The sequence below is a fragment of the Ruminococcus sp. OM06-36AC genome (assembly GCF_003438725.1).
Taxonomy (GTDB): domain Bacteria; phylum Bacillota; class Clostridia; order Oscillospirales; family Ruminococcaceae; genus Ruminococcus_C; species Ruminococcus_C callidus.
Genome location: NZ_QSTT01000019.1, coordinates 23050 through 35650, shown reverse-complemented (window position 1 = coordinate 35650; position 12601 = coordinate 23050). Strand labels below are relative to the sequence as shown.

General features: G+C 42.0%; 12 protein-coding genes and 1 pseudogene. 6 read left to right on the top strand and 7 right to left on the bottom strand.

All coding sequences use genetic code 11. The features are described from left to right. Positions 1–139 precede the first annotated feature (139 nt). From DXB92_RS11030 to DXB92_RS11005, 6 genes and pseudogenes are all read left to right on the top strand, one after another. The gene (locus DXB92_RS11030; RefSeq protein WP_181977033.1) at positions 140–988 is read left to right on the top strand and encodes a TIGR02391 family protein; all 849 of its coding nucleotides are present in this window, start codon (positions 140–142) and stop codon (positions 986–988) included. A gap of 82 nt (positions 989–1070) precedes the next feature. Next, positions 1071–1913, top strand: a complete 843-nt coding sequence (locus DXB92_RS11025) for a TIGR04255 family protein (RefSeq protein WP_117733881.1) — start codon at positions 1071–1073, stop codon at positions 1911–1913. Then, positions 1906–2106, top strand: a complete 201-nt coding sequence (locus tag DXB92_RS11020; protein ID WP_117733880.1) for a hypothetical protein — start codon at positions 1906–1908, stop codon at positions 2104–2106. Before DXB92_RS11025 ends, DXB92_RS11020 begins: the two co-directional genes overlap by 8 nt. After that, entirely contained in the window at positions 2093–3055 is a 963-nt protein-coding gene (locus DXB92_RS11015; protein ID WP_117733879.1) for an MBL fold metallo-hydrolase, read from the top strand. Before DXB92_RS11020 ends, DXB92_RS11015 begins: the two co-directional genes overlap by 14 nt. A 202-nt stretch (positions 3056–3257) precedes the next feature. Next, positions 3258–3572: pseudogene (locus DXB92_RS11010) on the top strand (23S rRNA (uracil(1939)-C(5))-methyltransferase RlmD); the annotation flags it as partial. A gap of 24 nt (positions 3573–3596) precedes the next feature. Then, on the top strand, positions 3597–3842 hold the full coding sequence (locus tag DXB92_RS11005; protein ID WP_117733877.1) for a DUF6061 family protein: 246 nt from the start codon (positions 3597–3599) through the stop codon (positions 3840–3842). Between the two features lie 51 nt (positions 3843–3893). Here the strand turns inward: DXB92_RS11005 and DXB92_RS11000 are convergent, their stop codons facing one another. From DXB92_RS11000 to DXB92_RS14175, 7 genes are all read right to left on the bottom strand, one after another. Next, positions 3894–6539, bottom strand: a complete 2646-nt coding sequence (locus DXB92_RS11000) for an ABC transporter permease (RefSeq protein ID WP_117733876.1) — start codon at positions 6537–6539, stop codon at positions 3894–3896. A 15-nt stretch (positions 6540–6554) separates the two neighbouring features. Further along, a complete protein-coding gene (locus DXB92_RS10995; RefSeq protein ID WP_117733875.1) occupies positions 6555–7226 on the bottom strand; it encodes an ABC transporter ATP-binding protein in 672 nt (223 codons plus the stop codon). A 136-nt stretch (positions 7227–7362) separates the two neighbouring features. Then, positions 7363–8262: a HAMP domain-containing sensor histidine kinase gene (locus tag DXB92_RS10990; protein ID WP_117733874.1), complete on the bottom strand. Its 900-nt coding sequence runs from the start codon at positions 8260–8262 to the stop codon at positions 7363–7365. After that, on the bottom strand, positions 8255–8932 hold the full coding sequence (locus DXB92_RS10985; protein ID WP_117733873.1) for a response regulator transcription factor: 678 nt from the start codon (positions 8930–8932) through the stop codon (positions 8255–8257). Before DXB92_RS10985 ends, DXB92_RS10990 begins: the two co-directional genes overlap by 8 nt. 16 nt (positions 8933–8948) lie before the next feature. Then, positions 8949–10121: a hypothetical protein gene (locus DXB92_RS10980; protein WP_117733872.1), complete on the bottom strand. Its 1173-nt coding sequence runs from the start codon at positions 10119–10121 to the stop codon at positions 8949–8951. A gap of 31 nt (positions 10122–10152) precedes the next feature. Next, entirely contained in the window at positions 10153–11442 is a 1290-nt protein-coding gene (locus DXB92_RS10975) for a protein kinase family protein (protein WP_117733871.1), read from the bottom strand. Between the two features lie 18 nt (positions 11443–11460). Next, positions 11461–12561: a DUF6076 domain-containing protein gene (locus DXB92_RS14175; RefSeq protein WP_242986649.1), complete on the bottom strand. Its 1101-nt coding sequence runs from the start codon at positions 12559–12561 to the stop codon at positions 11461–11463. Positions 12562–12601: the final 40 nt, after the last annotated feature.

The window sequence follows — 12601 nt, the reverse complement described above, 5'->3', positions numbered from 1 at the left end:
ATTAAAACATCTCTATCCGATTATAAGTATTTAGATGTTACGGAATACTAGGCTCTTTTTATTTTCAACCTACCTTTTGAAATAGTATAAAATAATGATATTCATTTTGATGCATCGAATCTCCTTGGGGAGGTATTATATGACAAGTAAAATATTAAACGAGCAACAATTAAAAGCAGTTTGTGATATTTTGGCGGAAACAAATAAAGGATATACTAAAACTGAATTAAGTCGATTACTTGAGCAGTGCGGTATTAAAATCCTCTCTGATGGAAGTAATCGTTCACCATATGGATATACAATGGGATTAAACAAACGAGATTGGCTTTATAACTGTTTAGCAACAGAAATTAATAACTCTAATACAATTTCACGAGTTTATCTTTTTTTGGAAAAAGCATTGAATCCTGTTGCATTTATTTCTGAAAATAAAAGAGAGAAATATAATTACTTATTTGAAGAAGCAAATAAAGCTTTATTATTATCTGGACTTGAAATAACAAAAGAAGGAAAACTAATTGAAACTATAGAGGCGAGAACACTTGATGAAGTCGACAGACGTGTTAATAGTTTACGTCAACAATTATATAATAGAGCAATCCATAGCGAAGTTCAAAAATACTGTATAAAAGATTATTTGCAAAAAGATTATTACGATGCCGTGTTTGAAGCTGCTAAAGGACTTGCTGAAAGAGTTCGGAATATAACAGGACTCACAACAGATGGTGGTACACTATTCCAAACAGCTTTTTCCAAAAACGATCCATATCTGTTTTTTAATTGTATGGCTACAGAAAGCGAAAAGAGCGAATTTACAGGATTAAAGGAGCTAATGGAGGCAATTTTTCATTTAGTTAGAAATCCTGCTGCTCATACACCTAAAGTCAATTGGAAAATTGAAGAAAGTAAAGCAATGGACATTTTAACAATAATTTCATTTGCACATAAATATTTGGATGAGTGTCATAAGATTCCAGGAAAGCTATAAATCATTATATTTAATTTGTGATTGCTTGTATGGATTGCACTGATAAGTGTATTAGATTGATTGTATTTCAGGAGGAAATCAAATGGAAAAATCAAGCATTAAAAGAGAAAATTTAAAACATAATTTTCTTAAACAAATAATTATTCGTGCTGACTACAGAGGGGTTGATGAGGTTGAAATAACTCAAATTTTGCCACAAATTAAAGATTATTTAAATAGCCAGAACTATGTGAAGTACAGAACTGAGGTCGCTAAAGAAATTGATTTTCAGCTCGAAGATCCGAATACTGATATGGAGTTTATAACAAAATCTAGTAATGTTCGACAGACCATTGTTCATGTTTTCCAAAATAAAGAAAGTGGGATCTTCGTAAAAATCTCTTCATCATTTGTGTTTGCCACAATTGAAATGGCTAAATATCAAAATTGCTTAAAATACTGCACAGAAATAGAGGAAATAATAAATTATATCAAGATAAAAGCTAAATTTTTTGAATTGGTTCGTTTTGGTATTCGAAAAATAAACCAGTGCATACTACTTGATGTTTCTAAGTTAAACGATTATTTTGAAGATAAGCTTTTTAGGCTTTATAATATCAACGAATTAACCCAAAGTAAAACATTTCAATCTAAGGATTGCTTTGCAATCAAAGATCTTTTTGATGTGAATCTTATCTGTACTATTGTTTGTGGTGAAATTAATGATCAAACCCCAGCTTATCAAGTTACATTTGATTCTGACATATATTTACTTGAAGAACACTGTTTAAAGTTGCAAGATTCTTTTAGTTCAACTGCTACTGAAATGAATGAATTTCTCTTTGAAATCTATAAAGAAGCAATAACACTTCCATTTTTGGAAAAACTAATGAAACCCGACTTCGTAAATAATGATGAAATTAATGGGGTGGAAAAAAATGATTGAATTTAAAACTAATTTAAAAGTAACAATTTCAGCTGAATACACTATTTCAATTAAAGAAAAAAAATCAGTATTCTCAACAACGTATTCCGCTTCAGTTAAACAAGATGTTATTGATAGAAGGATGAGATTACCCGGAACAAAATTTCCAAGTCGATTTGTTGATGAGAAGATGATAAAAGATGAGCAAGATTAGACTATATAGCAACAGTTTGTTTTTTGAAGTTTACTTGATTGGTTACAATTCACAAGGAGAAAGTATTTTATTTTTTCTTAGAACAGATGAAGGTGTTATTTATTCAGGTGTAGTTGATTGTTATACATATAAATCAATCAACAAAACGATTGATCTTTTAAAAAAAGAAAATATAGAGAAAATTGATTTTCTGTGCTGGACACATCCTCATGATGATCATTCGCTTGGAATAGATAAATTATTAGATTTATATTGTGATTCAAACACTAAGATTTGGATATCTGATATTTATCCTGAGGATTTGGAACTTTACAGTGCCTCTTCAAGAAATCTTTATCAAAAAATAAAAGAAATCATAAGAAGAAAAAAATCAAACATAAAATTTGCAAAAGATAACACTATTTTAGATAAATTTATATGCCAAGGGCTTAACTCTTACAGCTTTGAAATTCAAAGTTTTTCTCCTAACTCAACAATAATTGCTGAAAATAAAGAGTTTGGTAAAGCAGAAAAAGGTAATCCATATTCAATTGGATTAAGTGTATATGTAGGAAGGTTTAATGTTATGTTGGCTGGAGATGTCGAAAACACAACCATTTCTAGATTTGATGATACTTTTTTTGATTCTCCAATAGATTATATTAAAATACCACATCATGGCTCTAGTACAGGGGATCAACTTCCCATTAAATTAAATGAATTTGGTTTGAAGGCTCCCAGCGTTGCTACTTCAACCATATTTATTAAACATCATTTACCACAAGTAGATACATTGCAAAAATATAAAAAATGGGGAACAAATGAGATTTATGTAACCAATAGTTTTGAAAATTTCGAAAATACAGAAAATTACGGAATAATAGTTACATCTTTTGATGTACTAGAAAAAAGAGAGTATCCTATTGAAACTAAGATTCTAGGAAATTCAATATTGTATAGTCAATTATAAAAAATATAAAGACAATTTTTCCATTTGAAAAACTAATTGAATTTTAAAAGAATGCCTAATTTTTTAACATTTTTCTACCATTCTACCGAGTTAATACAGATTATGAATATGGGATTATCCAAATTCTCTACTCGACCAAGTTGTATCGTTAGTGAAATAGCACCATGAAAATGACACAGACATCAAAATCAGGAGAACGATGCACGTTGAGACGGTTGTCTTGCTTTCCAAGGGTGAGGTTGACTCGAAAAAGATTCGGGTTGAGTTCTCTTTGGAAGATATGGATATGTCCGAATTTCAGGATGGGGCAACCTACACCCAGATCAAGGACTATGTGCTGGAGCATAGCGGGTTAAAGGTATCCAACCTTTATATCTCGCAGATTAAACGAAAATGTGGGATTGAGGTCGGCAAGAACTACAATCTGCCCAAATCCGAAGATTCCAGACAGCCCCAGTGTCCGCCGGAAAAAGAGAAAGCAATCCGAGAAGCTATGAAATATTTTGGGATGATTTAATATCCCATATTATGGAGGTTGCTTATGGATAGATTGATTTCTTGTGAGTTCAACATGGATAATGCTTGTGTGGAACTAAAATTTGCAAATGGCAGCATGATTGCCATTGATACCATCGCCGTGGAGAATGAGGTTGCCGATAATATGTATCAGCGGTCAGAATTGGATTATCTGATCTACAATGATCCGATTGGATATGCAGACTTGATATTGAACGGTGATCCCGAAATTTATCTAAAAACTGTAACTGAATGTAAACCCTTAGATTAAAACTCAGCCCTCTGCCTTTTCATTGGCAGAGGGCCGTTTTTTGCTTAACAGTTATTGAGCATCCCTTAATTGCTCTACAACGCTGCATTTCGCTGCGTTGTCATACATCATGCAGGGAATCAGCCACCCCAGCAGAAGAAATACCGGAATTGTCAGCAGGACAGGCAGAATGGTGAATCGATACTCAAAGAACCAGAACATACTGCCCAGCATTTTTCCTGCAAGAGGTCCCACCGCCAGCGACAGAATAAAAGCCACCGCTACGGAGGACATTGCGTAAAACAATCCCTCGTAGATCAGCATGGTTTTGAGCTGTCGGTTCGTCATTCCTACAGCCTGAAGCACAGCAAATTCACGGCGGCGGGAAAGAATACCGGTCATCATGGCGTTGAAGAAATTTAAGAGTCCCACCAGCCCGATGATAGCGCAGAGGATACCACCTACCAAAAGGAACATCTGCCGGAACTGAGCAAACTCAGAGCGAGCCGTAGCCTTGCTTTCATACATCAAGGGCGAAAACTCACCGGCAGTGAGCTTCGATAGATATTGCTCTGCTTCGGCCTCGTCAACTTCGTCCGCTGTGTCGAACAGGTAGAGCATTGGAATGGCCGCACCACCGCTGTCCCTCTGTGCGGTGTCCACAGACAAAACTGCGTCATATCCAATACCACCATAACGATAACTCATGGAATACGGAAGCTCTACCAAGGCACAGACCGTGTACTCTACATCTCTGGCTCCATACAGTTTTTCCTGAAAGTACTCCTCTGGTGTATCTTCGGTGCAGAGTTCTCCGGTGCGGCTGTCGATATATTTCACATCATCCGCATAGGTGGCGGTAATCGTGTCTCCCACCTTGGGGTAGTATTCAGGATTGGGCAGATTACCGTAGTCATCTAAGGAAACCGCAATGGCAATGGCGTTATTGTTTGGCTCCAGCATAGGAGAAATATCTCCGTCGAACACTTGCAGCTTGTCAAACAGGCTGTTATCCAGAGCCTCGATCTTGGTATCTCCCATCACCATATTGCCCCGGTGCTCCATGCGGCTCATATGGCTGTCCAACTGCTCAGCACTTTCGTACCTTGCATAGTCCTGCCGCAGAGCATCCTCCGTCATCCAAAGATATGCGGGTTTTCGCACAGCATATCCCGTGCCGGAAAGACTGGCCTTTGCGTTTGCTGCGATCTCTTCGATTTGTTCTGGCGTGATGAATTCATCTGCCGGGTTGTAACGGAAATAGTCGGGCGTGCTGACGATAAAATCGGCGCAGGTCATGGAGGACACATATTTCTCCATGCTGAAGCCGCCCACAAAGGCACACAGCGCATTGAACAGTGTCACCGACAGTGCCAGAGACACGACCACCAGCACCGTCTTTTTCTTGTTTCGTCCCAGATTGGCAAAGGCCATCTGATGGAGCTTGGCTCCCCGGGTGCTGCGCTGTTTTTTCTTAGTCTGCATCGCATCCGTATATTTGGTAGCCTCCACCGGAGAGACCTTGGCTGCCATTTTCCCGGGCTTGGAGCAGGACAAAAGCACCGTCAGCAGAGCAAACAGCATGGAGCCAACAAAGATCACAGGCGAAGTGCTGATGGTGGTGATGCCTGCATCCAACTGGGTGGAGCGCAAGACAACAGGCACCAAAACAGCGCCGATGCCATAGCCCAGCAACAGTCCTGCCGGAATGCCGATCAGACAAAGCAGAAGTGCCTGCTGGCGAATGATACGTTTGAGCTGCCGGGGCGTTGTGCCAATGGTTTTCAGAAGTCCGTAAAACCGGATATCCCCTGCAACAGAGATCTGGAAAATGTTATAGATGATAAGATACCCAGTGAAAATCACCAGCAGCAAAAAAGCTGCTATGGCGATCACAAGTTCCGGATCAAGTTGCGACTCCAGCTGGGATGAGGTATATCCCCAGTTGACGCCGATTCGAACGCTGTTGGGATCGATATAGCTGTCCCATGTGTAGCCAAGATCGGTATCCACCTGCTCCATCTGCCCTTGAATGTTTGTGCCGGAAGCCAGCATGGCATTCAAATCGGTGCGGAAAGGCTGTAACCCTTTTTTCACTGCCTGCGCTTCGATGTCATCTGCGTAATCACGGCTGATGTTGATGTAGTGAACAGGCATTAGTTCATCATAGTCCCAATAGCCTACCAGCGTAAAGGTATCCGTTACAGTAAAGGCGGTTTGATCCTTGTCCGTGATGGAATAGGAAACCGTGACCTCTGCACCCAGTTCTGGCGTCACACCAAGCAGCTGCAACGCTGCCGTATCCATGGTCGCCTCTTTGCCGCTTTCGGGCATCCGCCCGGTAGTGGGAGTGGCATAGCTCCATCTGGTGCAGTTGGCATCCATGTAGCTGATCTCTGCCGGCGTTTTGGAAAAGACACCATCCGTAGTGATACCGATCGTCTTCCGTGCCCCCACAGCTTTCACCTTTGGGTGGGCAGCGATACGTTCCGCCTGCTCGGGGGAAACATCCTTAAAGGTGCCATGTGCATAGCCGCCTATCTGCCGAAACTGGTAGGTTTCATAACTGGCGTTCAGCGACAGAACAATGGTGAACATGGAAGTAAACAGCAGCGTTGTCAGCGCAATGGCAAAAATGGCGATCAGATTGCGGCGGCGGTTCGCATAAAGAGATTTTAAGCTGAGCTTTCGAATACATTTTCTGTTTTTGACATTCATCGTAACCACCTCCTGTTAGTTCTGGGAGACGATCCGACCATCTTCGATACGGATAATGCGGTCTGCCATCTGCGCAATTTCTTCGTTGTGGGTGATCATTACGATTGTCTGGGCGAACTTTTGACTGGTGACTTTCAAAAGGCTCAATACATCCTGACTGGTTTTGGAATCCAGATTACCGGTGGGTTCATCTGCCAGAATAATAGCGGGAGCTGCCGCCAGTGCACGGGCGATTGCCACACGCTGCTGTTGACCGCCGGAGAGTTGATTGGGCAGGGCATCCAGACGATCATCCAGCCCAAGGGTCTGTACAATCTGCTGTACAAAATCCTTGTTGACCTTGCCACCGTCCAGCTCAATGGGTAGAACGATATTTTCATACACATTCAGCACCGGAACAAGATTATATGCTTGGAACACAAAGCCAATTTTTCTGCGGCGGAAGATGGTCAGGGCGTCCTCCTTCAAGGAGAAAATATCCTGTCCGTCCACCATGACTGTGCCGCTTGTAGGGCGATCCAGCCCGCCCAGCATGTGCAGCAGGGTAGACTTGCCGGAACCGGATGTGCCGACAATTGCAACAAATTCGCCCTTCTTTACACTTAAATCAACTCCGTCCAGTGCATGAACCGCATTATTGCCGGAGCCATAAATTTTTTTTAGGTCTTTTGCCTGTAAAACCTCCATAAATGAGTACCTCCATGAAAAAAATCTGTATGTATCAAAGAATATGATTCTTTGATACATACAGATTATCGCATAGGATTCTTTCCACATTCTTTCCGGCGGAAAATGAAATCTAACAATTTTGATAGAATTGTTGTTATTTCGGCAGAAACACGGAAAAAGTGCTTCCTTTACCGGAGACAGAGGCGACTTTGATATAGCCGCCCTCGCCGGTTATGATCTGTCGGGCAAGGTATAAGCCGATGCCGACCCCTTCCTGCTCCTGAACTGCCTTTGAACGATAAAAACGGGCAAAGATCTTTGTCTGCTCCGTTTCCGGGATGCCTGAACCGGTATCCGATATATCAATCCTTGCAAACATTTCATAACTTACAGCAGAAATCCTGATTGTGCCATGCGCTGTATATTTGATGGCGTTGTCTACGATATTGGCCAGCACTTCCGCTGTCCATTTCATATCAAAGGTAGCAGAAATATCTGTATCATGCAGTCGCAAAGACAACCCTTTTTCAGCAGCTTTGGCGGCATATTGTTCTACTACGCTTTCAAGCAGCGGCTGCAGCACTGCTTGCTGAGGGACGAGTGAAATGATCCCATTTTCCAGTCTGGAAAGCTTTACGAGAGAATCGATCAGAAATCGCAGCTTTTCCAATTGTTTGTACAACGCCTCCACATTTGCCTTCGCCGATGCAGGCAGAGTTTCCTCCATCAAAAGCTCGCTGTATAACAGCAGGTTTGCAATCGATGTTTTTGTCTGGTGGGAGATGTCCGCAATCAAGGACTTAATTCTGTCTTTCTCCTGTGCTACATTTCGAGAAGATGCTTCTGCTGCGGAAAGATAGTGTGCAAACTTCGTTTCCAATGCAGACAGCTGGCTTTCATCAAAATTGGTTTCAGAAAAGGAGCCGGTCATGGCAGCGTCCAGCATCCTTTCGATTTCTTCCATCGTTTTTCTGACCTTTCTCCGCTCCCATAATACAACAGCTATCGCCGCCAGGAAACATAGCAGTATCATCACAATGCCAGTTTTATTCATCTTTTGTCACCCAGCTATAACCGATTCCATAGACGGTTTTAATGTATTTCTGTGCACCAAGCTTATCCCTTAGACGCTTAATTGTAACAGACAAAGCGTTTTCATCCACATATTCTGCACCATCTGTCCATATCCGGTCTACAAGGTTTCCACGGGTCATGGTTCGACCACGGTTTTCAACAAGCAGACGCAGTAATTTTTGTTCTGTTTTACTCAATTCCACTTTTGAATCTCCCACATAAAAGGTCATAGCCTCAAAGTCAAAGTGAAATAGATCAATATGGATCGGCATATTTTTATGGTTTGATGCTTGCTTTCGCAGTTGGGTATTCACCCTTGCCCGCAAAACCGAAAGAGAAAAGGGCTTGGTAATGTAATCATCAGCACCTCTCTCCAGTCCGTCTACGATGTCCAGATCGGTGTCATTGGCAGTCAGCAGAATAACAGGAATATAGGGTGTGTTTTCCTTGACCTCTCGGAGCAGCTCGAGCCCGCTGCCATCCGGCAGATTGATATCCAGCAGGATCAGGGATACACCGCCGCAAAGAAGCTGTTCCTTCGCCGTTTTTAGGTCTTGGCAGGATATAATCTGACGGTCATCTGCTTTCAGTGCTTTACTTAAACCCTGATTCAACCCTATATCATCTTCAATAATCAATAATTGTTCCATGTATCTCACTCCCTCGTTATTCAAAGGCCACCATTATTTCCTTGGGTAATTTTTCGTTCTCACAGTTCAGAAGATAGGCGATTGCTCTGCTTGCAAATTTGTTTGTTTTCACTGTATCCCAATCGGCAAGCAAAATGATCTCTGCCTTGCCGTTCTCAAAATCTAATGATATTTCGCCCCATTCGCCGTCGCAGTCTGCCTGATATTCGTAGATTGCGGCGGCGATTTTCTTTTTTCGCTTGGTCTTGGATTTCTGTTTTAGCCGGACTGCATGGATTGCGCCCTCGGCAACCAACAATTCCGTCAACTTGTCCACTGCTTTTCGGTAGGCTCGTTCTGCACCGCTGGCTGTACTGCCCTCAAACATAACCGCCAGTTCTTCAAAGGTGGGGCGGTCTTTCCATGAGCTGACACGCCCACAGGTCATGCAAATTGCTAATCGTTTTTCGAGCAAGGTCTGTTCCCGGTAATTCAGTTTCTCAAATGCCCGCTGCACCTTTTCTGCCTGTATGCCGTTCCAGAGGATATCGGTATAGTTCCAGCTATCGTCAAGGGCTACATCCTCGCCTGTTTCTTCGCCGTCCTCGTCTGTGACATAGAAAGGCTGCTGATTGCGGATTCCACGGACAACTTTCAGATATTCTTCCGCAAGGGCAAGATCGCAGTTGTATTTCTTGGAAAATTCGTTGACCGCATCCTTGGTATTGTGGTACAGCCAAGCCATTGACCGCACCATTTTGTAATTGGTCAGAGAGGATACCGCCCATTTTTCTTCGCCCATGCGAAAACGGAGCATAGCATCCCGGATGAATGGGAAAATGTAGGTAGCATACTCCGCACCCTTGGCAGGATCATAGTCCATCAGCTTTTGGAGCATTTGCTCCCGGCAGGAGAGCTTAATATCCAGAAATCGGTCTGTGTCGTACAGATCACCGCCATCCATGCCGAGAAAGGATTTGATGCGCTTGTTAAGCTGCGGCTCGTAGTGGTGGAGAAAGAATGAGAAATACATCAGGTTCTTTTCCTGCAAGGCAGACAGGATATATTCATTCAGACCGCCCACCGCTGGCGGTTCCGGTTCCAGTTGGAAGATGCGCTCTGCCACATAAGGGATGATGCCGTCACCGTGTGGATTAACTTGGTGTTTCGGTATGTATCCGGTCATGTTCCACGAAAAATCATTTAGCATAGCGCACCTCCCTTCTGTATGTCAATCTGTTTTATGCAATGTATTCCATGATTATGGAGTTTAAGATATTATACAATGTTTCTACGCACATCAGCTTTACTACGCCGTTATGGTCACTTAACATCGTACCATCTTCGGAATAATAGAACCGTATAGTCTTCCAACTATCTATTGTGTACTTTATCGTGATGCTGCAATACCTATCAGTTCCACGAGCGGGTTCATAATTAATTGAAAAATAGATTCGGTCATAAGTTCCGCTATAGAGATAATGACTTGCATTGTTTTCAACATTTACGGATGTATAATCAATGCCATCCTTTGAATTTTTACGGTATTCATCGTAGAGTTTTTGAATCAGCTCAAAATCAGGGTATGTATTCAGTAATTCTTCTAACGCCTTTATATAATACTGACTAAAGGAATTAACAATTAGCCGATTCTTTTCTTTTATCTCCAAGAGTTCTAAATTCCGTTTCTCTTGATATACTCGTACTCGATACTGTGCTTCTTCCTCTGGCGTCATATTGCCCCCTGCAATGAAGTTCTCAATCTGCCCAATCAAACTTGAATATGTGCAACGCTCATAAGGAGCAATATTCAAACACGATGCAATAATTGAATTAGCAACAATCATATCAGCATTTCCGGGAAAACGCTTGATCAAATCATATTCATCAACAAACCAGAAGTTTGAAGGCATAAAGTCCTCCGGTTCACCATTGATCATACACCAAAGAACTTTACCCAAAGAAAATATATCTCCTTTTTCAGTTACTTCCTCTACACGACCTGTTTCGTATTCTGGGGCAATATACATCCTGGGACCAACTGCCATAGTTTCTGGTGTCAGTCGTTCACTCCCATCGTTAAGAAAACACGTTCCAAAATCCGTAAGATACAGTGTGTATTCATCATCTTTTTTCAAAAACAAGATATTATCCGGCTTTATATCTCTGTGATACAAGGGCGGATTTCCAGTTGAAAGTGTATAAAGCGCTTTAATGACCGGCAAAAGCAATTCAAATACTAATTTGACATTTCCTTTGGTAACTTCGAGTATATCGTATACCGAACCGTCATATTTTTTCATTTCAACATAAGATTCAGCAATTTTATCCTCGTCAATATAAACATCCGTCACCTCAACAACATTAGGAATTGGATTCTTGCATAATTCCTGAAATACAGCAAGTTCTCGTTTGAAGCGTGTGACTTTTTCAGCGGTAGATGTATTTCTAAGATATTTTCTCGCAGTCCCGGTTTCAGCATCGAATACCACATCACCGTTACCGCCTTTAACATCAGCTTTTCGTGCCATGTATTATTCTCCTTGTCATTATTTGTTGTAAGCTTCTTTCTTCAAAGCGACCTGTTCCATTTCTTTTTCATAAGCTCCCTTGGCATAAGCGACATCACTTTTTGCCCGGAGCATTTTATCTTTCGCCAGTTTCTTCATCACCTCTGCAAGATCAGCGTCCAGAGTGCCACGCTTCACATAGCGGTTTATGGTGTTCAGACGCTTTTCATATATCTGGATAATCGGATGATCGTCTGCAAGCTCTCGCTGTTCTCTGCCTTTTAGATTGCCGATCTGCCGGCAAGTGCGGTGCAGCTTGTCCCCCGGTGCATAGCCGCCGCAGTATTTGGTGTGCCTTGCGTTGGTGGTGAGGAACCACTTGCCGCAGATTTTGCATTTTTTCGGGGCATGACCAACACATAAGCCCTCAAAAAGATCAGACCGGAACATCCCTACAAAGGATACATAGTGCATCCGCTTGACCAGCTTCGCAACTTTTTCGCCGGGACGGATGACCGATATATACTGAACGGAATTATTCAAAGTAGACATCCAGGCATTGCCCTCCGTGATAGAGAACTCCGGCGGAAAATAGTCGCCGAACATTTTTGCAAAACCCTCTGCGGTGCGGTCTGCTTCATTGCCGTCTGATTTTTCTGCAAAATCAAGCATCGCCTTTTGGTATTCCTCAAGGGAGTAAGCCAGATGCCCGCATACAGCGGTATAGCGCTGGAGCATCACCGCATCAGCATATTTCGGAACTTCTTCGAACGGTAAAGAATTGGTTACGGCTTTTATGGCGAACTCCACATATTTCAGAGCATTGTCCGCAGTAAAAACCCTTTCTATTCGTTCCCGGTGCTTTGGTATATCCATATAGGAGAACGGCGGCGTTTTGCTGAGAATCTCTAACATTGTCAATGCAGCTTCCTTTGCCATAGGAAAGAGTGCAGAAGTATCCTGTCCGGCATTCAGCATCCCGAGCAGCAGATTGATTTTCTCGCATTGCTCGTTCATTTTTGTAATAGTATCCGCAGGAACATTCAGCGCATCACAGGCAAGCGTACCGACAGGAAATGTTTTGCTCTCATATATGACCGTATCCTGCCAGAAATCCAATGTCATCAATTCTTGATTCATGCTTGCCCTCCTGTCCTGTTTTTTCATTTTTCTAATTATA

Coding starts and splice junctions, on each gene's coding strand:
- DXB92_RS11030 (WP_181977033.1), top strand. CDS start 140: ATGACAAGTAAAATATTAAACGAGCAACAATTAAAAGCAGTTTGTGAT.
- DXB92_RS11025 (WP_117733881.1), top strand. CDS start 1,071: ATGGAAAAATCAAGCATTAAAAGAGAAAATTTAAAACATAATTTTCTT.
- DXB92_RS11020 (WP_117733880.1), top strand. CDS start 1,906: ATGATTGAATTTAAAACTAATTTAAAAGTAACAATTTCAGCTGAATAC.
- DXB92_RS11015 (WP_117733879.1), top strand. CDS start 2,093: ATGAGCAAGATTAGACTATATAGCAACAGTTTGTTTTTTGAAGTTTAC.
- DXB92_RS11005 (WP_117733877.1), top strand. CDS start 3,597: ATGGATAGATTGATTTCTTGTGAGTTCAACATGGATAATGCTTGTGTG.
- DXB92_RS11000 (WP_117733876.1), bottom strand. CDS start 6,539: ATGAATGTCAAAAACAGAAAATGTATTCGAAAGCTCAGCTTAAAATCT.
- DXB92_RS10995 (WP_117733875.1), bottom strand. CDS start 7,226: ATGGAGGTTTTACAGGCAAAAGACCTAAAAAAAATTTATGGCTCCGGC.
- DXB92_RS10990 (WP_117733874.1), bottom strand. CDS start 8,262: ATGAATAAAACTGGCATTGTGATGATACTGCTATGTTTCCTGGCGGCG.
- DXB92_RS10985 (WP_117733873.1), bottom strand. CDS start 8,932: ATGGAACAATTATTGATTATTGAAGATGATATAGGGTTGAATCAGGGT.
- DXB92_RS10980 (WP_117733872.1), bottom strand. CDS start 10,121: ATGCTAAATGATTTTTCGTGGAACATGACCGGATACATACCGAAACAC.
- DXB92_RS10975 (WP_117733871.1), bottom strand. CDS start 11,442: ATGGCACGAAAAGCTGATGTTAAAGGCGGTAACGGTGATGTGGTATTC.
- DXB92_RS14175 (WP_242986649.1), bottom strand. CDS start 12,561: ATGAATCAAGAATTGATGACATTGGATTTCTGGCAGGATACGGTCATA.